This is a genomic window from Roseovarius sp. Pro17 (assembly GCF_035599575.1).
Taxonomy (GTDB): Bacteria; Pseudomonadota; Alphaproteobacteria; order Rhodobacterales; family Rhodobacteraceae; genus Roseovarius.
Map to the genome: position 1 here is coordinate 1604118 of NZ_CP141179.1, position 22548 is coordinate 1626665.

General features: G+C 62.5%; 24 protein-coding genes. 10 read left to right on the plus strand and 14 right to left on the minus strand.

Annotated elements, in window-relative coordinates; all coding sequences use genetic code 11:
- Positions 1 to 22: 22 nt before the first annotated feature.
- Complete coding sequence (pyrC, locus tag U3654_RS07790; RefSeq protein ID WP_324754768.1) at positions 23 to 1078, minus strand: dihydroorotase; 1056 nt, start codon at positions 1076 to 1078, stop codon at positions 23 to 25.
- Positions 1079 to 1159: 81 nt separating this feature from the next.
- The gene (locus tag U3654_RS07795; protein ID WP_324754769.1) at positions 1160 to 2155 is read right to left on the minus strand and encodes a phosphoadenosine phosphosulfate reductase; all 996 of its coding nucleotides are present in this window, start codon (positions 2153 to 2155) and stop codon (positions 1160 to 1162) included.
- A gap of 183 nt (positions 2156 to 2338) precedes the next feature.
- On the opposite strand from U3654_RS07795, the gene U3654_RS07800 reads away from it, so the two are divergent.
- The 8 genes from U3654_RS07800 to U3654_RS07835 all read left to right on the plus strand — a co-directional run bounded on the left by U3654_RS07800 (position 2339) and on the right by U3654_RS07835 (position 12669).
- Positions 2339 to 3247: a MoxR family ATPase gene (locus U3654_RS07800; protein WP_324754770.1), complete on the plus strand. Its 909-nt coding sequence runs from the start codon at positions 2339 to 2341 to the stop codon at positions 3245 to 3247.
- Between the two features lie 59 nt (positions 3248 to 3306).
- Complete coding sequence (locus U3654_RS07805; protein WP_324754771.1) at positions 3307 to 4578, plus strand: VWA domain-containing protein; 1272 nt, start codon at positions 3307 to 3309, stop codon at positions 4576 to 4578.
- A 116-nt stretch (positions 4579 to 4694) separates the two neighbouring features.
- Positions 4695 to 6764 (plus strand): OmpA family protein, encoded by a 2070-nt coding sequence (locus U3654_RS07810; RefSeq protein WP_324754772.1) that lies wholly within the window; start codon positions 4695 to 4697, stop codon positions 6762 to 6764.
- A gap of 79 nt (positions 6765 to 6843) precedes the next feature.
- Positions 6844 to 7809 carry an XdhC family protein gene (locus tag U3654_RS07815; protein ID WP_324754773.1) on the plus strand — a complete coding sequence of 322 codons (966 nt, stop codon included), beginning with the start codon at positions 6844 to 6846 and terminating at the stop codon, positions 7807 to 7809.
- Positions 7806 to 8801, plus strand: a complete 996-nt coding sequence (locus U3654_RS07820) for a molybdopterin-binding protein (RefSeq protein ID WP_324754774.1) — start codon at positions 7806 to 7808, stop codon at positions 8799 to 8801. The genes U3654_RS07815 and U3654_RS07820 overlap by 4 nt, the downstream gene beginning before the upstream one ends.
- A 74-nt stretch (positions 8802 to 8875) precedes the next feature.
- Complete coding sequence (locus U3654_RS07825; RefSeq protein ID WP_324754775.1) at positions 8876 to 9373, plus strand: (2Fe-2S)-binding protein; 498 nt, start codon at positions 8876 to 8878, stop codon at positions 9371 to 9373.
- Positions 9374 to 9412: 39 nt separating this feature from the next.
- Positions 9413 to 11794 (plus strand): xanthine dehydrogenase family protein molybdopterin-binding subunit, encoded by a 2382-nt coding sequence (locus tag U3654_RS07830; protein WP_324754776.1) that lies wholly within the window; start codon positions 9413 to 9415, stop codon positions 11792 to 11794.
- Between the two features lie 86 nt (positions 11795 to 11880).
- Positions 11881 to 12669 carry a xanthine dehydrogenase family protein subunit M gene (locus tag U3654_RS07835; RefSeq protein WP_324754777.1) on the plus strand — a complete coding sequence of 263 codons (789 nt, stop codon included), beginning with the start codon at positions 11881 to 11883 and terminating at the stop codon, positions 12667 to 12669.
- Positions 12670 to 12732: 63 nt separating this feature from the next.
- Here U3654_RS07835 and infC read toward each other — a convergent pair whose 3' ends face one another.
- Complete coding sequence (gene infC / locus U3654_RS07840; RefSeq protein WP_416384590.1) at positions 12733 to 13278, minus strand: translation initiation factor IF-3; 546 nt, start codon at positions 13276 to 13278, stop codon at positions 12733 to 12735.
- Positions 13279 to 13611: 333 nt separating this feature from the next.
- Between infC and U3654_RS07845 the strand changes: the two genes are divergently transcribed.
- Complete coding sequence (locus U3654_RS07845; RefSeq protein WP_324754778.1) at positions 13612 to 14331, plus strand: translation initiation factor 3; 720 nt, start codon at positions 13612 to 13614, stop codon at positions 14329 to 14331.
- An 82-nt stretch (positions 14332 to 14413) separates the two neighbouring features.
- Here the strand turns inward: U3654_RS07845 and U3654_RS07850 are convergent, their stop codons facing one another.
- From U3654_RS07850 to U3654_RS07870, 5 genes are all read right to left on the minus strand, one after another.
- Positions 14414 to 15289 carry a ferredoxin--NADP reductase gene (locus tag U3654_RS07850; RefSeq protein ID WP_324755252.1) on the minus strand — a complete coding sequence of 292 codons (876 nt, stop codon included), beginning with the start codon at positions 15287 to 15289 and terminating at the stop codon, positions 14414 to 14416.
- A 71-nt stretch (positions 15290 to 15360) separates the two neighbouring features.
- Positions 15361 to 15765: a DUF934 domain-containing protein gene (locus U3654_RS07855; protein WP_324754779.1), complete on the minus strand. Its 405-nt coding sequence runs from the start codon at positions 15763 to 15765 to the stop codon at positions 15361 to 15363.
- Complete coding sequence (locus U3654_RS07860; protein ID WP_324754780.1) at positions 15762 to 16514, minus strand: phosphoadenylyl-sulfate reductase; 753 nt, start codon at positions 16512 to 16514, stop codon at positions 15762 to 15764. Before U3654_RS07860 ends, U3654_RS07855 begins: the two co-directional genes overlap by 4 nt.
- Entirely contained in the window at positions 16501 to 18198 is a 1698-nt protein-coding gene (locus tag U3654_RS07865) for a nitrite/sulfite reductase (RefSeq protein WP_324754781.1), read from the minus strand. The genes U3654_RS07860 and U3654_RS07865 overlap by 14 nt, the downstream gene beginning before the upstream one ends.
- Positions 18198 to 18500, minus strand: coding sequence for a DUF2849 domain-containing protein (locus U3654_RS07870; protein ID WP_324754782.1), 303 nt, complete (start codon positions 18498 to 18500; stop codon positions 18198 to 18200). The genes U3654_RS07865 and U3654_RS07870 overlap by 1 nt, the downstream gene beginning before the upstream one ends.
- Positions 18501 to 18684: 184 nt before the next feature.
- On the opposite strand from U3654_RS07870, the gene U3654_RS07875 reads away from it, so the two are divergent.
- Positions 18685 to 19146 carry an Lrp/AsnC family transcriptional regulator gene (locus tag U3654_RS07875; protein WP_324754783.1) on the plus strand — a complete coding sequence of 154 codons (462 nt, stop codon included), beginning with the start codon at positions 18685 to 18687 and terminating at the stop codon, positions 19144 to 19146.
- On the opposite strand, the gene tpiA is transcribed toward U3654_RS07875, so the two are convergent.
- From tpiA to U3654_RS07905, 6 genes are all read right to left on the minus strand, one after another.
- Positions 19141 to 19902, minus strand: a complete 762-nt coding sequence (tpiA, locus tag U3654_RS07880) for a triose-phosphate isomerase (RefSeq protein ID WP_324754784.1) — start codon at positions 19900 to 19902, stop codon at positions 19141 to 19143. The genes U3654_RS07875 and tpiA overlap by 6 nt on opposite strands.
- A 14-nt stretch (positions 19903 to 19916) precedes the next feature.
- The gene (locus U3654_RS07885; protein WP_324754785.1) at positions 19917 to 20243 is read right to left on the minus strand and encodes a TfoX/Sxy family protein; all 327 of its coding nucleotides are present in this window, start codon (positions 20241 to 20243) and stop codon (positions 19917 to 19919) included.
- Positions 20240 to 20605: an iron-sulfur cluster assembly accessory protein gene (locus tag U3654_RS07890; protein WP_324754786.1), complete on the minus strand. Its 366-nt coding sequence runs from the start codon at positions 20603 to 20605 to the stop codon at positions 20240 to 20242. The genes U3654_RS07885 and U3654_RS07890 overlap by 4 nt, the downstream gene beginning before the upstream one ends.
- A 28-nt stretch (positions 20606 to 20633) precedes the next feature.
- Positions 20634 to 21353 carry a DUF3307 domain-containing protein gene (locus U3654_RS07895; protein WP_324754787.1) on the minus strand — a complete coding sequence of 240 codons (720 nt, stop codon included), beginning with the start codon at positions 21351 to 21353 and terminating at the stop codon, positions 20634 to 20636.
- A gap of 73 nt (positions 21354 to 21426) precedes the next feature.
- Positions 21427 to 22056: a MarR family transcriptional regulator gene (locus tag U3654_RS07900; protein WP_324754788.1), complete on the minus strand. Its 630-nt coding sequence runs from the start codon at positions 22054 to 22056 to the stop codon at positions 21427 to 21429.
- Between the two features lie 49 nt (positions 22057 to 22105).
- The gene (locus U3654_RS07905; protein WP_324754789.1) at positions 22106 to 22468 is read right to left on the minus strand and encodes an SUF system Fe-S cluster assembly protein; all 363 of its coding nucleotides are present in this window, start codon (positions 22466 to 22468) and stop codon (positions 22106 to 22108) included.
- Positions 22469 to 22548 lie beyond the last annotated feature (80 nt).

Below are 22548 nucleotides of genomic sequence, written 5' to 3' on the forward strand. Positions count from 1 at the left end.
GGATGCCTTCGGCGAGGGTGTTTTAGCCAAAAGACACATCCGAGACATGCCAACCGGGGGTGAAGCCAGGATCGAAGATCGTGACCGGGCCGTCCTCGGTTTTGATATGGGTGGGCATGAGCATGTCTTGGGCTTCTTTGAGCAACGTGATCGTGCCCTCATTTGGCGGCAATCCATAAAAGGCGGGGCCGTTCAGCGAGGTAAAGGATTCAAGCCACTCTAGCGCGCCGTCCTCGTTAAAGACATGCGCGAGGATCGCCATGGTGTTGGGCGCAGTAAAGCAGCCAGCGCAGCCGCACGGCTGAAGCTTGGCCGGATCGGTATGCGGCGCACTGTCGGTCCCGAGAAAGAAGCGCGCATCGCCAGAGGTTGCAGCGGCGCGCAGAGCGAGGCGGTGTTCCTCGCGCTTGGCCACGGGCAGGCAGTAGTAATGTGGGCGGATACCCCCGGCGAGGATGTGGTTGCGGTTGATCACCAAGTGATGCGTCGTGATCGTGGCGGCCAGATCTTTGTCGTGGGCCTTGACGTAATCGACGCCTTGCGAGGTCGTAATGTGTTCCATCACGACCTTGAGTCCCGGCACGCGGGTGCGCAGAGGATCCAGAACGCGGTCAATGAACACCGCCTCGCGATCGAAAATGTCGATGTCGGAATCTGTCACCTCGCCGTGCACACACAAGGGCAGACCGATCTCGGCCATGCGTTCCAGCACATCCTGCACGCGCGAAAAATCGGCGACGCCGCTGGCCGAATTGGTCGTGGCGCCCGCCGGGTAAAGCTTGACCGCCGTTATGAGACCAGATGCATGTGCAGCGGCGACGTCACCGGCGTCGGTCTCTTCGGTCAGATAGAGCGTCATCAGAGGGGTAAAATCGCTGCCGGCCGGGCGCGCGGACAAAATACGGTCACGGTAGGCTACGGCATCGGCGCCGGTCACGACCGGCGGCACGAGGTTCGGCATGATAATGGCGCGCGCGAAATGCGCCGCGCTATAGGGCAGGACGGCGCGCAACATCGCGCCATCGCGCAGGTGCAGGTGCCAGTCGTCGGGGGTGCGCAGAGTCAACTGATGGGTCATGCCCGGCGCAATACACGACGACCGCGCGGCGCGCCAGAGATTGCTGACGCAAGATTTGCTAACCAAGCCCTGCGTGGGCCGCTATTCGTGTTCTTCGCCGATCGGCTCAGGTGCCGGGAGGGGCGGTGGGGGCAGGCGGAGTCCGCTCTCTTCGGCCACCTCGATTGCCGCATCCAATGCTTTGCGAAAGGGGCGTGCGTTGCGCTGCTCCAGCACCTTGCGCGCCAGGACAACCACCAGATAGGGACGCGCATCCGCCTTTAGCCGCTGCAGCAGCGTAAATTGATAGCCGCCATCGCGCCGCCGCGCGCGAAAGAGCCGCGCAAGTGCCACGCGGTCCAGCTTGCCCGCGCTGACCTGCGCGAGAATGCGAAAGAGGATCGAGAGGCGCATCAACCCCTTCTCCAGCTCGGGCCCCATAAAACGCATCCGAAAGAGCGTGACCCCCTTGCGCGCAAAGAGGGCGGCGTGCATCGCGTCCAGATGCTCTTCGGGATCGTAGAGGATGAACGCCTCCGAGGCGGCGTCCAGCATGTCGGGCGCATAGCCATAGCGGTCGGTGAATGAGGTCCCGCGCATGTGGCGGTAGCGGTCGTCCCATTCCGTGACGCGCGGATCCAGCGTCGCCTGCGGCGCCAGTGCCACAACCTTGGCGCCCGGTGCCGCGACCGAAAACGCGGCAGCAGCATAGCCGCAAGGGCCAGCGCCATAAAAAATAACTTGCTCGAAATCCTCAAAGAAACCGTCGTCGATCAGCCGATCAAAATAGCCATATACCGCTTTGTCGCGAAACCATGTGTCGCCGTCCGACACGAGGCACAGATGTGACCATGCCAGCGCCTTGGCCATGTCCCAGCCCATCGGCTGCGCGTCGCGCGATTGCCCTATGATTCCCTGATGGGTTTCGAAGGTCACCAGCAAGGTCGGCTTGTCTTCAATGAATATTGCCGCGTGCCGCGCACCCAACCGCTCGACGTAGCCATCGTCGCCAGCGACCTCGGCCACCCTGTCCAGCCAGGCGTCACGGTCCGAGAGGCCCGACAGCGGCATGTCGAAGGTATTGGGCGCTTCTTTCATGTAGATCGTCCTTGCATGTGACGGGCGCGACCCATCTGTGTGGGTAGCAAGGTTATGTCTAATCCCCAAATCAGGCAGAATTTGGAAAAATCCATGTGGTTTGCTGGACAGGGCGCCGGGTGCGCGACAGGATGCGCGACGCGGTCAGTGCCGCGCAAGGCAGATATATGAGGGCGCAGGGCGATGACGCAAGTTGGCGATATTGAGGACGTTCAGACCATGCTGGCGGGCGAGGGGTATGTGTGCGGGCGCGCGCTGGCCACCGCGCTCTTTCTAGCGCTGCGTCTGGGCAAACCGCTGTTTCTGGAGGGCGAACCCGGCACCGGCAAGACCGAAATCGCCAAGGCGATCGCCGCCGCCTTGGGCCGCCGTCTAATTCGCTTGCAATGCTATGAGGGGCTGGATGCGTCCAGCGCCGTGGCCGAGTGGAACTTTACCGCGCAGATGATCGCCCTGCGCGCTGCCGAAGCGGGCGGGCAGGCGGGCGGCGCGGCGCTCAAGGATCAGCTTTTCACCGAAGAGTTCCTGATCGCACGTCCGCTCTTGCAGGCCATGCGGCCCCAACCCGGCGGTGCGCCGGTGCTGCTGATCGACGAGATGGATCGCACCGATGCCCCGTTTGAGGCGTTCCTGCTTGAGGCGCTCAGCGATTATCAGGTTACCATACCAGAACTGGGCACGATCAAGGCCGCCGAGCCGCCCATCGTCATCCTGACCTCGAATCGCACCCGCGAGGTGCATGATGCGCTCAAACGGCGCTGCCTATATGCATGGGTCGACTATCCGGATTTCGAGCGTGAGGCCCAGATCCTCGCCGCTCGCGCCCCCGAACTGCCCGAACAACTCAGCCGCGAGGTTGTCGCCTTCGTTCAGGCCCTGCGCACCGAGGATCTGTTCAAGAAGCCCGGCGTCGCCGAGACGATAGACTGGGCCAAGTGCCTGTTGGCGCTGGATGCCGTCGCGCTAAGCCCGCAGGTCATCGCCGATACGCTGGGCGCGCTGCTGAAATATCAGGACGACATCGCCAAGCTAAACGGCAGCGAGGCCGCTCGCATCCTCGAGCGCGCCCGCGCCGCCATAGGGCCGGCGTGATCTTTCATTGTTCCACAACTACTCCGGGGGTCCGGGGGGCGACCCCCCGGCACTGAGCCATGCCCGAATACCCAGACCTCGACATACCGGAAAACCCGAAACTGGCGCTGAACATTGCCCATTTCGCGCGCGCGTTGCGTCGGGCCGGGATGCCTGTCGGCACGGGCCGAATCATCGACGCAGTGCGCGCTGTGGCCGCAGCCGGTTTTACCTCGCGCACAGACTTCTACTGGACGCTTCATGCGACATGCGTGACGCGACCCGAACATCGCGCGGTGTTTGCGCAGATCTTTCGCCTCTATTGGCGCGATCCGCGTTTCCTTGAACATATGATGGCCATGCTGCTGCCAGCCATGCGCGGGCTGAATGAGGATCGCGCCGCGCAAGCGGCCGAAAAACGCGCGGCTGAGGCGCTGCTTGACGGGGCCGAGGCGCCCGAGCGCGATGCGCCCGACGACGGCGATGATGCGCTGATCGAGATCGACGCCAGCGCCACCCATTCCGCGCGCGAGCGTCTGCGCTCTCTCGATTTTGAGCAGATGAGCACAGATGAGATCGCTCAGGCACGCCGGATGCTGGCGGAACTGACCCTTCCGGTGCCGCCGCTGCCCTCGCGCCGGATGGGCACCGACGCGCGAGGCCGGGTTCTGGACGCTGCGCGCACCATGCGCCTCGCAATGCGCCGGGACGGCGAGATCACGCAGATCGCCCGACGCACCCCACGCCGTCGACCGCCCGATCTGGTGGTGCTGTGCGACATCTCTGGCTCGATGAGCCAATATAGCCGCATGGTGCTGCATTTCGTCCATGCCGTTGCCAACACCCGCGCGCATAGCGAGGCGGGGGCAAAGGGCGGCTGGGGTCAGGTCCATGCGTTTACCTTTGGCACGCGGCTGAGCAATATCACACGCCATCTGGCCACACGCGATGTCGATGCTGCCCTCGCTGCTGCCGGGCGCGAAGTGCAGGACTGGGAGGGCGGCACGCGCATCGGCGACTGCATCGCCGCATTCAATCGCGACTGGTCGCGTCGGGTGCTGGGGCAGGGCGCTTTGGTGCTGCTGATCACCGATGGGCTTGATCGTGGCGCACCGGATGCGCTGGCCGCACAGATGCAGCGGCTGCATTTGACAGCGCGGCGGCTGATCTGGCTGAACCCGCTGCTGCGCTGGGACGGCTTTGCGCCCAAGGCACAGGGCATTGCGGCGATGCTGCCGCATGTGGATGCCGTGCTGCCGTGCCATTCGGTCGCCACGCTCGAGGATTTAGCGGGCGTGTTGGCGGCGCCGGCCCATGCGGGCGAAAAGGCGCGCCTGATGCGCCTGCGCTAATCCGCCGAGCCCGCAAAACGCGGGGAACGATTGTTCTTGTCCACGCGTTATCGCCTCAATGCTCCAAAGCCGTGCAAATCTGCGCGGCGCAATCTCAATCACCGACAGGAGAGAACATGTCTCGCCATTGGCTTACATCTACTACCGCACTCGCGCTTGTCCTGAACGCGGCCGCACCGCTGCCTTCATCGGCTTTCGGCACCGCAGCGCCCGCGACGGATGCTCGTCGCCCGGCGGTCGAACTTCGACTGGCCGAGAACGAAAACAGCACCGCTGCTCAGGAGTTGCTGTCCGACGTCATCGGAGAAACGCCCGCCACCGAATCAGGTGAGCAGGACACGACACTCTCTGCCGAGGCTCAAGCAGAGCTAGACGCAGCCGCCCAAGCAAAAGCCGAAGCCGAGGCAGCAGCGGCGGCCGCAGAAGTGGATGCAGACGCGATCCAAGCCGAAGCAGAGGCGGCAGAGGCCGAGGCAGCAGCAGCCGCTGAGACCGAAGCCGCCGCCGAAGCAGAGGCAATTCAGGCACAGGCAGAGGCGGATGCAGCCGCTGACGCAGAGGCGGAAGCTGCGGCCCAAAAGCAGGCCGAAGCAGACGCAGCGGCTAAGCAGCAGGCCGAGGCAGAAGCAGCCCAAGCTGCGGCCGACGCGCAGGCCGCGCAAGCCGAGGCAGATGCTGAAGGCGCTAAAATGGCTCAGGACGAAGCAGATGCCGCCGTACAGGCAGAAGCAGACGCCGCTGCCGAAGCTGAGGCTGAGGCAGCCGCGCAGGCAGAGCTAGACGCCGCTGTCGAGACCGAAGCTGACGCCGCCGCGCAGGCAGAAGCAGACGCTGCTGCCGAAGCAGAAGCTGAAGCTGCCGCAGCAGACGCAGATGCGGAGGCCGATGCGAAAGCCCAGGCTGATGCAGACGCCGCTGCCGATGCAGCCGCACAAGATGTCGCCGAGGAGGCCCCCGCGCAATCGGGCGAAGATGCGACATCGCCCCTTGTTGGCGAGGCCACGCAGACCGAATCCACCGAAAACGCAGCGCCTGACGTGCTTCCCGAGATTAGCGCCGAAGATCAGGCCAATGCCGCCCAGAGCGCTGATGAGACCGCAGCCTCCGCTGCTGCCGCCTCGGACGAAGGCGAGGTTGTCGATACCCAAGAGGGCACCGTGACCGAAGATCAGGCCCGTGCCTCGGACGAAGAATTCGACACGACCGCCAGCGGTGATCAGACACGCGCCGCCAAGGCTGCAAAAGCCGCTAGGGCTGCTTCTGCCTCTAAGAAAAAGGATAACGACCTGCTGAAGGCAGTTGGTATCGTCGCTGCCGCTGGCCTTGGTGCCTATGCAGTCGGCAAGCTGCTGGATGGCGGTGGTCAGGTGGTATCAAACACCGGTGACCGTGTCGTCGTGCAAGAGCCGTCTGGCGCGTACCGCATCATCAAGGATGACGACACTCTTCTGCGCCGTCCCGGCAACGAGGTGCAGACGCAGACCTATTCCGACGGCTCGACCCGCTCTTCGGTGACCGAGGCCGACGGCAGCTCGACCGTGACGATCCGCGCGGCCGACGGGCGTGTCCTGCGCAGGACACGCGTGCTGGCCGATGGGCGCAGCATCGATCTGTTCGACGATACCAAGACCTATGCCCGCGTCGACGTGAGCGAGTTGGAAAGCGCCAATCGCGCTGCCGCAGCCCGCGATTACGACTACAGCACGTCGGACGTGGAGCAGTTGCGGATGGCGCTAAGTTCGTCCAGTGGCCAAGCGACCGATCGCACATACTCGCTGAATCAGATCCGCAGGATCGACGCGGTGCGCCATCTCGTCCCGGTGATTGCGCTGGACGCGATCAACTTCAAGACCGGCTCAGCGGTGATCGATGCGGATGAGGCACAGGATCTGTCCGACCTGGGCCGCGCGATGACCGCTGCGATCGATGACGATCCGGGACAGGTGTTCCTGATCGAGGGGCACACCGATACCGTTGGCGATGCCAGCTACAACCTCGCCCTGTCGGACCGCCGCGCGGAATCGGTGGCGTTGGCCCTTACCGAGTATTTCAACGTGCCGCCTGCCAACATGATCGTGCAGGGGTACGGCGAGCAGGATCTGCGCGTGCGCCAGCTGGGCGACATTCGTGCCAACCGGCGCGGTGCGGTGCGCAACATCACGCCGCTGCTGGATGGCGGTCGATAAAAAGGCGGCAGTTAAGCTGCTAAACTCTGATTGAGTGTTTCGGCCCTCCGCCTCATACTGATGGCGGAGGGCCTTTTTCATGGATGATCTCGACGATATTCCGCGCATCGCACTGGACTGGCATCGCGCCGGAACGGGTAGCGCCCTTGCCACAGTCGTACAGACATGGGGCAGCGCACCGCGCCGCGTGGGCGCGATGCTGGCAGTTTCGGGCGCGGGCGACATGGCCGGGTCGGTTTCTGGCGGCTGTGTCGAGGGCGCAGTGGTCGCCGAAGCGCAAGAGGCGATTGCCGATGGCGCCCCCCGGATTTTGGAATATGGCGTCGCCGATGGCGATGCCTTTGCCGTCGGCCTCGCTTGCGGTGGCACAATCCGGGTGCTGGTGCAGCCTGTGGGCATTGCTCTGCCTGAGAACGTTCTCGCCGACCTGATCGAGGCTCGCGCCGCGCGCCGAGCCGCCGCATTGGTCAGCCCGCCGAACACCACGCCTTACATTGAGCTCACCGGCCACCAAGACCGCTTTCGCATGGATCGCTCGGGGTTTGAGGAGGATGGCGAGACGTTCGTCGCCATTCACAATCCCCCCCTGCGTCTGATCGTTGTCGGCGCGGTCCATATCGCGCAGGCACTGGTGCCGATGGCGCGGCAGGTCGGCTACGATCCGGTCGTGATTGACCCCCGCAGTGCCTTTGCCAGCGCGGCGCGCTTTCCTGGGGAAACGCTGCTGGACGACTGGCCCGACGACGCCGTGCGCGCGCTGGGGCTGGACGCGCGCACGGCGCTGGTGCTGCTGACGCATGACCCCAAGCTGGACGACCCGGCCCTGACCGAGGCGCTGCGCAGCGATGTGTTCTACATCGGCGCGCTTGGCTCGACCCGCACCCATGCGAAACGGTTGGAGCGGATGGGCGAGGCCGGATTTTCGCCAACCGACCTGGCGCGCATCCATGGCCCCATCGGACTTGATATTGGCGCCGCTGGACCGGCCGAGATCGCGCTGAGCATCCTTGCGCAGATGACCCAAGTTCTGAGGCGCGGGCCATGAAGTTCGGTTCTGTCCCGCTGAATGAGGCCGCTGGCGCGATCCTCGCCCATTCCGTGGCGGTGGTTGAGGGCCGGTTGCAAAAGGGGTTGATGTTAGAGGCCTGCCATTTGGACCAACTGCGCGCGGCCGGCATTGGCGAGGTCACAGTTGCGCGGCTCGAGCCTGGTGATCTGGGCGAGGACGCCGCCGCCGCCCGTCTGGCTGGCGCACTGGCCGAGGGCGCGAGCGGTATCGTGCTGGGCAATCCCGGCACGGGCCGCGTCAATTTGATCGCCGAAGGGCCCGGTATCGTGCGCCTGAACGCCGCTGCGATCCACGCCGCCAATGCCGCGGACCCGATGATAACGATCGCGACAGTGCCGGACCTGCACCAGACCCGCGCGGACGGCTTGATCGCTACGGTCAAGATAATCTCATACGCGGTGCCTGAGGCTGCGGTCGAAATGGCCTGCACCGCTGCGCGCGGTGCCGTACGTTTGGCGGCGCCCCGGCTGCGCAATGCCAGCCTGATCGTGACCGAAATCGCAGGGCGCGTGGCCAAAAAGGACAACGGCGCCATTTCCGGGCGGCTGGAAGCGTTGGGCATGACCTTGGACGAGGAACTGCGCGTGCCACATGACTCGGATGCCATCGCCAGAGCATTGGTACGCGCCAAAGGGGAGATGGTGCTGATCCTGACCGCATCCGCCACCTCGGACGTTAATGACACCGGCCCGGCAGGGTTGCGGGCAGCCGGCGGCGAGGTCACGCGCGTCGGCATTCCGGTCGATCCGGGCAACCTGCTGTTTCTGGGCGCGCTTGGCCCCAGACCGGTCATCGGCCTGCCGGGTTGCGCGCGCGCGCCCGCGCTGAACGGCGCCGACTGGGTTCTGGCGCGCATCGCCTGCGGGATCGAGGTGGGCGCCGAGGATATCGCCGCGATGGGCGTGGGCGGCCTGCTCAAGGAAATTCCCAGCCGCCCGATGCCGCGCCGCGGCAAGACATCGGCGTAAAAACAGGCTTCTCAAGTGTGATTTGGCGTGCTTAACTCAGGCCAACAACAAAGATAGCTCAAGGGAGGGTGCCCATGTCACAGGTCAGCATGACCGTGAATGGCAAGACCGCGAGCGGTACCATTGAGGGCCGCACGCTGCTTGTCGATTTCCTGCGCGAAAATCTGGGCCTGACCGGCACGCATGTCGGCTGCGACACCAGTCAATGCGGCGCGTGCGTCGTGCATGTGGATGGCAAGGCGGTCAAATCCTGCACCATCTTCGCCGCCGAGGCCGAGGGCGCCGAGGTGGACACGATCGAAGGGCAGGCGGCCCCTGACGGCACGCTGAACACCATCCAGCAGGCGTTTCAGGATTATCACGGCCTTCAGTGCGGATTTTGCACCCCCGGCATGGTGATGAGCGCGGCGGCTCTGCTGAAGGAAAACCCCAAACCCAGCGAGACCGAGGTGCGCAGCTACCTGCAGGGCAATATTTGCCGCTGCACTGGTTATCACAACATCGTCAAGGCGATCATGGCTGCGAGCGGGCAGGACGTAAGCGCCATTCCGGGCGGCATCGCCGCCGAATAAGCCTGCTCACCATATCGCCAACTCAGGGGGAGACATGACATGCCCAAGGACAGCCCATCCGATCACGGCGGCATCGGCGCCAGCCCCAAGCGGCGCGAGGATATCCGCTTCCTGTCGGGCACCGGCAATTATACCGACGACATCAACCTGCGCGGGCAGGCCTATGTGCATTTCCTGCGCTCGGACCTTGCCCACGGCAAGATCAACGGGCTGGACCTGAGTGAGGCGGAAAAGATGCCGGGTGTCATCCGCATCTTTACCGGTGAGGACTTTAAGGACGCAGGCTCAATCCCCTGCGGCTGGCAGGTCACCGATCGTTTCGGCAACCCGATGCAGGAACCGCGTCACCCGGTCCTGTGCGAAACGCATGTGCGCCATGTCGGCGATCCCATCGCCGCGATCGTTGCCGAAACGCGCGAGCAGGCCCGCGACGCCGCCGAGGCGATCGTGCCGGATATCGAAGAACTGCCTGCTGTGGTTAATATGAAGGCTGCGCTGGAGGAGGGATCAACCAAGGTCCATGACGAACTGACCAGCAATCTTTGCTTTGATTGGGGGTTCGTCGAGGAAAACAAGCAGGCCGTGGACGACGCGATCAAGAGCGCCGCGCATGTCACTACCGTCGAATTGATCAACAACCGACTGGTCCCCAACGCTATGGAGCCGCGTGTCGCCATTGGCGATTACAACCGCGCCTCAAACGATTCGACGCTCTATACCACCTCGCAAAACCCGCATGTGATCCGCCTGCTGATGGGCGCCTTCGTGCTGAACATCCCCGAGCATAAATTGCGCGTGGTCGCGCCAGATGTCGGCGGCGGTTTTGGCTCGAAAATCTATCACTATGCCGAGGAGGCATTTTGCACCTACGCCGCCAAGGCGCTGAACAGGCCGGTCAAATGGACCTGCACCCGCTCCGAGGCGTTCCTGAGCGACGCACAGGCCCGCGACCACGTCACCAAGATCGAACTGGCGCTGGACAAGGACAACAACTTTACCGCCGTGCGGACCGACACGCTGGCGAATATGGGCGCCTACCTCAGCACCTTCGCGCCGTCGATCCCGACATGGCTGCACGGCACGCTGATGGCCGGAAATTACAAGACGCCACTGGTCTACGTGAACGTGCGCGCGGTGTTCACCAACACCATTCCCGTCGACGCCTATCGCGGCGCGGGGAGGCCCGAGGCGACCTACCAGCTGGAGCGTGTGATCGACAAGGCCGCGCGCGAGCTGGGCGTCGATCCCATCGCGCTGCGCAAGCAGAATTTCATTACCGAATTTCCCTACCAGACACCGGTCGCGGTTGAGTATGATTCCGGCGATTTCAATCGCTTGGTGGCCAAACTTGAAGCGCAGGCCGATCTGGGCGGGTTCGATGCACGCCGCAAAGAGAGCGAAAAGAAGGGCCTTCTGCGCGGCCTCGGTATCAACTGCTTTATCGAGGCCTGCGGCATCGCGCCCAGCAACCTCGTCGGGCAACTGGGCGCGCGCGCGGGCCTCTATGAAAGCGCGACAGTGCGCGTCAACGCCACCGGCGGCATCACGGTGATGACCGGCAGTCACAGCCACGGGCAGGGGCATGAAACGGTGTTCCCGCAGGTCGTGGCCGATATGATCGGTATCGACGCCAGTATGATCGAGATTGAGCATGGGGATACAGCCAACACACCGATGGGCATGGGCACCTATGGTTCGCGTTCCATCGCAGTCGGCGGCAGCGCGATGGTGCGCGCCACCGAAAAGATCATCGCTAAGGCGAAAAAGATCGCAGCCCATATCATGGAGGCATCCGACGGTGATATCGAGCTGAAGGATGGTCAGTTCACCGTTGCTGGCACCGACAAATCGCTGGCTTGGGGCGACGTGACGCTGGCCGCCTATGTGCCGCACAACTATCCGCTGGACGAGGTCGAGCCCGGGCTGGAAGAGACGGCATTTTACGATCCGAACAACTTTACCTATCCCGCCGGGGCCTATGCCTGCGAGGTCGAGGTCGATCCTGAAACCGGCAAGGTCACGATCGAAAAATTCACCACCGCCGATGATTTCGGCAACGTCGTGAATCCGATGATAGTTGACGGACAGGTACATGGCGGCCTGACCCAAGGCATCGGTCAGGCGCTGATGGAGAACTGCACCTATGACGCGGACGGCCAGCTACTATCGGCCAGTTATATGGATTACTGCATGCCGCGCGCCGATGACGTGCCGTTCTTTGTCGTCGACCACACGAACGGCACACCCTGCACGCACAATCCGCTAGGCGTGAAGGGCTGCGGCGAGGCGGGGGCCATCGGCTCAACCCCCACGGTGATCAACGCGGTGGTCGATGCGCTGCAATCGGGCGGGCACAAGGTGGATCATGTCGATATGCCGGTGACACCATCGCGCGTCTGGGCGGCGATGCAACAGGGCTGAGTAGGCGCGGACGGGGCCAGAGTCCCCGAATGCCCAAGGGATTTGCAGCCAGACAATGCCATTCTGGCGCAGGCAGGAGAGACAAGATGTATGCATTCGAAATCGAGCGGCCCACCACCATCGCTGATGCCGTCAAGGCGCTGGCGGCCGAAGAGGCGCAGCCTCTGGGCGGGGGGCAAACGCTGATCCCGACGCTGAAACAGCGGCTGGCGATGCCATCGGTATTGGTCAGCCTGACCGATATCGCGGAAATGCACGGTATCTGCGAGGATGACGAGGGCCGCATATGCATCGGCGGCGGAACCACCCACGGCGAGGTGGCGGCTGGCGCAGGTAAATTTCGGGGGCTCGCAGGCATGGCCGCCAAGATCGGCGATCCGGCGGTACGCAATCGCGGCACGCTGGGCGGATCGCTTGCCAACAACGATCCTTCGGCCTGTTATCCGGCGGCAGCGCTGGGAACGGGCGCGGTGATCGTCACGGACAAGCGTGAAATCGCAGCCGATGATTTCTTTCAGGGGATGTTCGACACGGCATTGGATGAGGGCGAAATCATAACGCAGGTCAAATTTCCGGTGCCGGAAGCGTCGGCTTATGCCAAGTTTGAGCAGCCCGCGTCGCGCTTTGCGCTGGTTGCGGTCTTTGCGGCCAAGTTCAAGGATGGCGTGCGCGTTGCCGTCACCGGCGCCTCGGAGAGTGGGGTATTCCGCTGGAGCGAGGCCGAAGATGCGCTGAGCGGTGATTTTAGCGCAGGCGCGCTGGATGGGCTGAGTGTCCCTGCTGATGGCATGATCGCCGATCTGCACGGCAGCGCCGCCTACCGCGCACATCTGGCGGCGGTAATGACACGTCGCGCGGTCGAAGCGGCAAACTGATTCCATGTAAAACGGCGCCTCAAGGGGGCGCCGCTTCAACTAAGATGTATCAATGATGGCGCTTTAGGTCGGCAGCGGGCCGATGATCATGATCATCTGGCGGCCTTCCATCTTGGGCATACTTTCGACCTTACCGGTGCCGTCGACATCGGCTGCGATGCGTTGCAGCAGCGCGCGGCCCAGATCCTGGTGGGCCATCTCGCGGCCACGAAAGCGCAGGGTGATCTTGACCTTGTCGCCGTTTTCCAGAAACTTGAAGACGTTGCGCATCTTGACGTCGTAGTCGTGCGTATCGGTGTTGGGGCGGAACTTGACCTCCTTCACCTCGATGATCTTCTGCTTTTTGCGCGCTTCGGCCTCGCGCTTTTGGGTCTCGTATTTGTACTTACCGAAATCCATGATCTTGCAGACCGGCGGCTTGGCATTGGGAGAAATCTCGACCAGATCAAGCCCTGCTTCCTCTGCCATTTCCATGGCGCGCGCGCCCGAAACGACACCCACATTGTCACCATCGGCCCCGATCAGCCTGATTTCGGCATCACGGATGCGGTCGTTTACTCGGGGGCCTGTGTCGCGCTGTGGCGGCGCGTTATGCGGTCTGCGGGCTATGGCTTTGATCCTTGGATTGTTATTCTGTATTGTCGAAGTCGCAACGTAGCTATGCCCCAGCCATGTTTCAAGCGGTTATCTAAAGCGTTTCGCCTTTAACCTGAGGCAGCAGATAAAGGCGAAACGCGCGCGACGCTGATATGTCGCGCGCGTTTCGCGAAAACCGGTATCTCGGGTTTTTCGCGAAACGCTTTAGGCCGATCCGCGCCGATAATGGGGGAATCGCCCTTGCACCTTGCAGGTGTGGCGGGCATGACATCAGCTGGAAGCGGGCGGCTGGCACAGGAATATTCAGGGCCGCTGGTAAATACATTGACACATAAGGATAAAAAGATGAAAAATCTTCTTTGGATCGTGCTGGCCGCGATCGTTTTAATCGGCGGTTACGTGCTGGTCACCGGAAAATCACCGACCGAAATCATCGACACCACCAGTGATGATGCAATCGATTCGCCTGACGCGTTGCAGGAAACTGCCGACGATGCTGGCGATGCAGCAACCGAGGCTGGCGAAACCGTGGACGCTGCTGCCGATGAGGCCGCCGCCGATGTCGAAACCGCAACCGACGAGATGATAGAAGACGCCGACGGCACCATGAGCGCGGTCGAGAATACAGCCGATGACGCAGCCGAGAGTGCATCGGACGCCGCAAACACCGCCGCCGAAGGCGTGCAAGAGGCCGTCGATGCGATGTCCGAAGAGGGCAGCGATGCGATGCAGGCCGTCGACGATGCGGCCAGTGAAGGCGCAGACGCCGCTGGCGACGCAGTGGACGCAACTGGCGATGCAGTGGATGACGCTGTCGATGCCACGGGCGAGACAGCTGACGAAGCGAGCGATGCCACCGCTGATGGTGCCGATGCAGCTGCTGAGGCGACTGGCCCCTTGAGCGTTGAGAACTTTGATATGGATGCTGCCGCGCAGATGATCGAGAATTCGGACATCAACGACACGCAGAAAACCCTGCTGAAAGCGACGCTGCAAAAGGCGCAGGACAATCCCGAGCTGCTGAAAGCGGCATTGGAGCAGGCACGCGCGGCTCTGGGCCAGTAACCCCTAACGCCACGACAAGCAGAAGCCCGCGCCGGATTATCGGCGCGGGCTTTTTCATGTCTGGTGTCTTAGATGCTGGTAATCAGTCCAGAAACGCCTTTTCCACCACATACTCGCGCGGCGCGGAATTTGCGCCTTCTTGCAGGCCGTATTCCTCGAACAGCTCTTTCAGTTCGAGGTTAAAGGCCAGATTACCGCAGATCATCGCGCGGTCGGTCTCGGGTGTCAGCGGTGGCACGCCCAAATCCTCGAACACCTGACCCGAGCGCATGAGATCGGTGATGCGCCCCATCTTTGGGCTCTCTTCGCGGGTGGTGGTGGGGTAATAACGCAGCTTGGCAGCGAACCCCTCGCCGATCAGCTCTTCCAGTATCTCGCTGCTGCGAATCTCGTCTATTATCTGCGCGCCATATGTCAGCTCGGCAGTCGTGCGGCAGGTGTGGGTCAGGATGACCTCGTCGTAATCCTCATAGGTCTGCGGATCGCGCAGGAGGGACGCGAAGGGCGCAAATCCGGTGCCGGTGGCAAAGAGCCACAAACGCTTGCCGGGCAGCAGAGCGTCGTGCACCAGTGTGCCGACCGGCTTGGGGCGCAGGATGACTTCGTCGCCCGGTTGGATATGTTGCAGTTTCGAGGTCAGCGGGCCGTCCTGCACCTTGATCGAGTAAAACTCCAGTTCGTCATCCCATGAGGGGGACGCAATGGAATAGGCGCGCAAAAGCGGCTTTTGCTTGCCAGTCTCGGGATGCGGATCGCCCATCAGCCCGATCATCACGAATTCACCCGAGCGAAAGCGCATGGACGCGGGCCGCGAGATGCGGAACGAAAACAGCCGGTCACTCCAATGCGTCACCTGCGTAACGATCTGCGCGTCGGGCAGGGTCGGCTGGGCGCGGGCCGGTGTGGCGCCGGTTGCGATCTGTGCGGCAGTATCGGTCACTGTTGTCATCTCGTTCATCATATCATCTACCGACAACGCGCGTCGGCACCTTTATCTAGTCGGTGTGTCTTCGGATGAAAAGGCGGCGATCAGCCGCGCAATCTGGCCTGATAATCATGCGCGCGCCAATCGGCGCGGAACATCCACTGATCCTCGGGCTGGCGTGTGGCCAGATCCTCGGCGATCTCGACCTCGTCAAAACCGCAGCGGCGCGCCATCGCATATTGATCGGCCAGAACATGCCCGCGCGCGCGCAGGCGGCCCTGATACCCCATCAGGCGCAGCTGGCGTGCGATGGAAAAGCCACGTCCATCCGCCGAGCTGGGAAAATCCACGCGGATCATTGTAATCTCAGGCAACCGTCCGGCCAGTTCAGCCGGGTCCACGGACGCGGCCAGATCAATGCCCACGCCGTCGCGTGCATCTTCGAGCGCCTTGATCGGCGCGGTCCAGTCGTCGGGGCCAAAGCCCGCATCGGTCACGATAACGCTCATACGCTTTCTCCTTGTCTGATCATTTTTCCATCCAGGAAATGGATGCCACATTCCGTCTTGTCCTGCCCGTTCCAGCGGCCAGCCCGCTCGTCCTCGCCCGGTGCGACGGGCGACGTGCAGGGCATACAGCCGATGGAGGGGTATCCTTGCGCCACCAGTGGATGACGCGGCAGGCGGTTTTCCTCGATATAGGTGCGCGCGTCGCCGCGTTGCCAATGGGCGAGCGGATTAACCTTTAGCCGGTTCGCGCCTTCTTCGACCTCGAAAAATTCCAGCGTGGCGCGCGTGGCCCCTTGATAGCGCTTGCGCCCGGTGATCCACCCATCAAAACCGCTCAGCGCGCGGCTCAGTGGCACGCTCTTGCGCAGGGCGCAGCAGGCGTCCGGGTCGGTCTGGTTCAGCTTGGCGGCAGGATCGCGCGCGTTCAGGTCGGCAGCGTCGGGACGGATGATGCGCATGTCGCGCAGGCCCAGACGCTCGGCCAGTTCCTGTTGATAGACCAGCGTTTCGGTGAACAGCATCCCCGTTTCGAGGAAAATCACCGGCGTGCCGCGCCGCGCCAGCGCCACCATATGCAGCAGCACCACCGATTCCGCGCCAAAGCTCGAGACCAGCGCCAATTGCCCCACATCCGGGTCATGCAGCGCGCGCGCTAGCACCGCGATCGCCGAATGATGGCGATAGGCGGCGTTCAGCGCGGCGGCCTTGGCGTGCAGGTCCGGTGCGTGCAACTTCTCAGGCAGCGACATCGGCCACAGCTTTCCTTTTGGCGGCCTTTGCGGCCTCTGCCTCGCCATAAAGAGCGGTTTTAAACGGGGCCATGCCAAGGCGGCGATAGGCCGCGAGGAATGTCTCGGACGGGTTACTGCGATGCTTGAGATAGGTCAGCATGATCGTCTCGATGGCCGGAACAATGTCATCGGCGGAAAAGCCGGGGCCAGTGCGATCACCCAAGCGGGCATCCGCGCCGCCATCGCCGCCGATGGTGATCTGGTAATTCTCGACCCCCGCCCGGTCGAGGCCGAGAATGCCGATATGCCCGACATGGTGATGTCCGCAGGCGTTGATGCAGCCCGAGATCTTGATCTTCATTTCGCCAATCTCATGCTCGAGCTTGAGCGCATCGAAACGGGTCGCAATTTCCTGCGCAATGGGGATAGAGCGGGCGGTCGCCAGCGTGCAGTAATCCATGCCGGGGCAGGCGATGATATCGCTGATCAGGCCGATATTGGCGGTAGCGAGGCCGACCTCGCGCAATGCGGCATGGACGGCGTGCAGGTCCGATTGGTGGATATGCGGCAGGATCACGTTCTGCTCGTGGCTGATGCGCAACTCGTCATGGCCATAGCGCTCGGCGAGGTCCGCCATCACGCGCATCTGCTCGGCGGTCGCATCGCCGGGCGTCTCGCCATGCGCCTTGAGACTGATGCTGACGATGGCGTAACCCGGCGCGCGGTGCTCGGCCAGATTGGTGTCGGCCCAGGCGCGAAAAACGGGGTTGGCCTTGCGCGCCGCGTCATAGGTATCGGTGGGCGCAACGCGGAACTCGGGCGCGCGGAAATCATCGCGGATCGCGCCCAGCATCTGCTGGTCGATGCCACTAAACTGCGGCCGGATCAGCGCATAGCGCAGATCGACGCGGGCGCGAATGTCGTCGACGCCATGCTCATGCACCGTGATCTTGATGCGCGACTTGAACTTGTTGTCACGCCGCCCGATCGAGTTCCAGACGCTGACAACCGCCTCAATATAGGGCAGCAGATCCTCTTCGGGCAGGAAATCGTGCAGCACCTTGCCGATCATCGGCGTGCGGCCCAGTCCGCCGCCAACGATGACCTGATAGCCGATCAGCCCGTCGCGCCGGACAATGCGCAGGCCGATATCATGTGCCAGCGTCACGGCGCGGTCCATGGGGCTGCCAGTCACGGCGACCTTGAACTTGCGCGGAAGCGCCTGAAACTCGGGGTGGTCGGTGGACCATTGGCGTATCAGCTCGGCGATGGGGCGTGGATCGGCAACCTCATCTGCGGCGGCCCCGGCAAAATGGTCTGCCGTAACGTTGCGGATCGTGTTGCCGCTGGTCTGGATTGCGTGCATCTGCACCTCGCCAAGCGCGTCGAGGATATCTGGCACATCCGCCAGCTTAGGCCAGTTGAACTGGATGTTCTGGCGGGTGGTAAAATGGCCATGGCCCTTGTCCCACCGCTCGGCGATCACGGCCAGCTGGCGCATCTGGTGGCTGCCAAGGGTGCCATAGGGGATCGCGACGCGCAGCATGTAAGCGTGCAATTGCAGGTAGAGACCGTTCATCAGGCGCAGCGGCTTGAATTCGTTCTCGGTCAGGCTGCCATCTACGCGGCGCGCGACCTGCGCGCGAAACTGGCGGTTGCGCTCGGCCACGAAGGCGGCATCAAATTCGGAATAGGTATACATCAGTTCAGGTCTGCCTGCTTGCCGTGGAAGTAGTTCGAGGGGCCGGTGCGGCGGAACTCTTCGCGGAAATGGGTCGGCTCGGGGCCAGTGTCGGTGATACTCACGTCGGCCAGATAGGCGCCGACGACCTGACTGGCGCGGCTCTCGGCGGTCAGCAGGCGCAGATCGGCGTCCGCCTCGTCGGTCAGGATGTCTGCCTCGGACAGAAGGCGGGTCCAGCTGTCATCGGCGGTCAGATAGACAACGTCGCCTTCGAGCAGCGTGTTGGCGGTGACGACCTTGGGGGTGAATTCACGGGGCATCAGGCGGTCTCCTCTGGCAGGGCGAAGGTGGAGAAATACTTCAAGACGTGTCCAATCCGTTTGACTTACCCTGATATATAGAAAATATTCCCACCATTGCGCCATGGGGGCGGGCGAATAAGGAAATATGTTCCATTTCGACCGCGGCCTAGTGGAAAAATTCCATGGAATGAGGAAAACCGGAATGGCTGTTCGTCTGGACGATCTGGATCGGAAAATTTTGGGAGAATTACAGGCCGATGGCGGCCAGTCGCTGGACGATATTGCCAAGTCGGTGGGCAGTTCCAAGACGCCGGTCTGGAATCGTATCCGCAAAATGCGCGAGGCGGGCGTGATCCGCCACCAGACCTATTTGCTGGATGCCGAGGCGCTGGGATTCGAGGCGTGTTTCTTTGTCCTCATCCGCACGTCCGAACATGACGCGGCGTGGCAGCAGACCTTTTTGCGCGCGCTACAGGGTAGGCCAGAGGTACAGGAGGCGCACCGCCTCGCGGGCGATATCGACTATATCCTGAAGGTGAGGGTCGAAAATGCGCGCGCTTACGACACGTTTTATCAGGCCCTGATTTCAGAGGTGAAGGTGCATAACGTCACCGCGCTTCTGTCGATGGAAGAGATCAAATCAACAACCGCCCTGCCACTATGAAGCGTTAGCTGCGCCCTCCAACACGCTGACAATGGGCGAAAAATCATCCACCTTCAGGCTTGCGCCACCGACCAGAGCACCATCCACATTCGAGACGGTAAAAATCTCGGCGGCGTTGCCCGGCTTGACCGAGCCGCCATAGAGCAGGCGGACCGAGCGGCCGACGCCCGCGCCAAAGCGCTTTTCGAGCCGCGTGCGGATGAAATCATGAACCTCACCGATCTGATCGCTCGTGGGCGTCAGCCCGGTGCCGATGGCCCAGCATGGCTCATACGCGATGACGGTATTCTCGCCAGTTGCCGTGTCGGGCACCGAGGACGAAATCTGCCCGCCGATGATATCCAGCGTATTTTGCGCCTCGCGCTGCTCAAGGCTTTCGCCGACGCAAATGACCGCGATGAGCCCGGCGGCGTGGGCGGCGCGCGCCTTGGCGCGCACATCATCGCTGGTCTCGCCGTGGTCGGCGCGGCGCTCGGAATGACCAAGTATGACAGCGGTTGCACCCGCCTCCGCCAGCATCCGCGCCGAGATATCGCCAGTATGCGCGCCAGCCTCGCTGGCGTGGCAGTCCTGCCCGCCAATGGCGAGGGCGTGGCCCTCGGCCTGCTGCGCGGCAGCGCCGATCAGCGTGAAAGGCGGGCAAATCAGGATATCGACCGCAGCGCCGTCATGTTCGGCGCAGAGCGTGGCCAGCCCATCCAACTCGGCCTTGCCGCCGTTCATTTTCCAGTTTCCTGCCGCCAGTTTGCGCCGCATGACCATGCCTCCCCTTATCGTTGCGCTTTGATCGCGCGTCTTGCCCAATCGCAAGCCGCGTCCGGGTCGTCAAGAGCGGCGTCGGGCATGGTCCAGTAGCCCATCGTGGCGATCGAACCATCCTTGCGCGTCATGCTGAACTTGCGTGCGCCTGCCTTTTCCATCTGGTCGGCAAAGCTGCCGTCGGCTTTCAGGAATAGGGTGCTGTCGCTGCTCAGGATCGCAAAGATCGTCCCATCAGCATAGAATGTCGCGCCGCCCATCATCTTGCGATGCGTGATCGTGCCGAGCGGCGCGATCAGATCGCGCGTATGGGCGATGTCGGCGTCGGAAACGCTCATCCTTTCAGGCTTAGCGCTTCGTCAAACTTGATCGACTCGCCGCAACCGCAGGCTTCGCTCACGTTGGGGTTGTTAAAGCGGAAGCCGGATTCCAAGAGGCTTACCTCATAGTCGATCTCGGTTCCAAAGAGGAACATCTGCGCCATCGGCGCGATCATGACGCGCGCGCCCGCCTCTTCGACGATCTCGTCGTGGGGGTCTACCTCCGCCACGTAGTCCATGGTGTATTCCATACCCGCGCAGCCGCCTTTCTTGACGCCGATGCGCAGGCCCTGATGGCCGTCCTTAGCCATCAGTTTCGCGATCTGCGCCGCGGCGCGATCGGTGATGGTGAGGGCTTGTTTGCCGGGAATGCCGAACATGAGTGGGATCCTTTGCCTTTCCTCTAATCTAGGGCAGCAGGGGCACGATCTCAAGCGGTGGCAGGATGCTAAGCGCGCGGCGTGTTGCCTCGGCGGTCAGGATTGCCCAGCCGAAGGATGCCAGCGTGCCAATAATGACGTATTCCGCCGTGCGCTGATCGCGGGTGGCCGTGCCAAAGCGCAGGATGGATTTCGCCCCGATCAAAAATCCGACGCCGATAGGCTGGCCCAGCAGAATCAGCGCAAAAATCACCCCCCTTTCCAGCAGGCCGATCTGACGGCCGCCTTCGCGCAAGCCGTTGTTGCGGATGCGGTATCCATGCGGGCGCATCAGAAGCGCAATGGCATATTGCCCGGTGATCAGCGTGACCAGCAGACCCGAGGTCAGTACCATCAGCGGCAGCAGAACGGGCAGGGCGGTCCATAGGCCGGTGGCCCAGAGGTGCGGCGCGTAAAATGATATGATGGCCAGCGTCGCGACATGCGCGGCCTGATCGACCATGAAGCCGCGAAAATGATGAAAGCCACCCCAGATCTTAAGCGCGTCGATCACCACATGCGCCGCCGCCAGCGCCAACAGCCATGGGCTGGCCCATTGCCCGGTCGCCGCCTGCGCGCAGACCAACACCAGTGCGCCGTGCAGCAACATCACCGGCGCGCGCCGCTTCTGCGCGTTGATCCACGCGGTTTGCAGCACGAAATCGGCGATAACATGGGCGAAAAAGAGGGCGGTGAAGGTTTCGATCATTGATAAAACCTCAGAAAGAGGCAAGCGTATCGGCTTGCATTATCTAAATGCAAGTGGTTGCACCTGCGCTCTGTCATTCCGTCACCTCAAGCGCCTCAAGGGCATCCATGAGCGCGGGATATCCAGCACCGTTCAGCGCCTGATCCACCGCTTGGCGCGAGATACCGAGCGTTTCGGCAGCGACGCGGCGGGGGCCAGCGCCAGGCGGTAGCATCAGGCATAGCGAGCGCGCCTGAGCCTGTGTCCAGCCTTGCGAGATATGATCCGCGAGGCGAAAGGCCGCATCCAACGCGCCGCCCTCTGCGTGGGCCATGAGCGAGTGACCAGTCAGTTCATCGAGAAGACGACCTGATGCCGTAAAAGCCGCGCCATGAGCGCTGTTTAGGTCCGCCATCATATGATCCAGCGCCTCGCCTTCACTTGATGCTACCGCGATGCGCGTCGCATAATCCGGACCCAGCAGACGCAAACGAGCATTGATATAAAGGGCGAGCCGGAGTGAGAAAGCAGGTCGGCTGATCGCTATTTGCCACCCGTCGCCGCCGCGTCGAGCAAATCCAGTAATGGTTTCATCGTCATTGGCGTGACCCCAGCCTGAGCTCTCCGACGCAACCCGTTGAATATCCAGCATAACAACGTCTAGCGCGTCCGCCTTAATCGCGGAGGATTCGACGATATCACCTGTGAGGACGGCCCATTTCATATGCAAGTATAATTACCTGCTTTACGAAAAAGCAAGCGAAAAGACTAGCTTACATGAAGCCCAATTCCAGCCGCGCTTCGTCTGACATCATGTCCATACCCCAGGGCGGCTCCCAAACCAGATCAACGTCGACCTGCTTGATACCATCCAGCGGCTCTATCGCGTCGGCGACCCAGCCGGGCATTTCGCCAGCGACGGGGCAACCGGGCGCAGTGAGGGTCATGATGACCTTGACCGCGTTCTCGGCGTCGATGTTGATGGTATAAATCAGCCCCAAATCATAGATATTGACCGGGATCTCTGGGTCAAACACGCTGCGGCACGCCTCGACGATCTCTTCATATCGAGGATGGTCCGTCGAAGAAGGGGCGATCAGCGGGATGCCCTCGAAGGGTTGGGGATTTTCGGTCATGTCATATCCTGCGGCTTTTCCTGACCGAATATATAGGGATTATCGGGCAGGGCGTCCAGAGGGGGATGGCATAGCGCAAT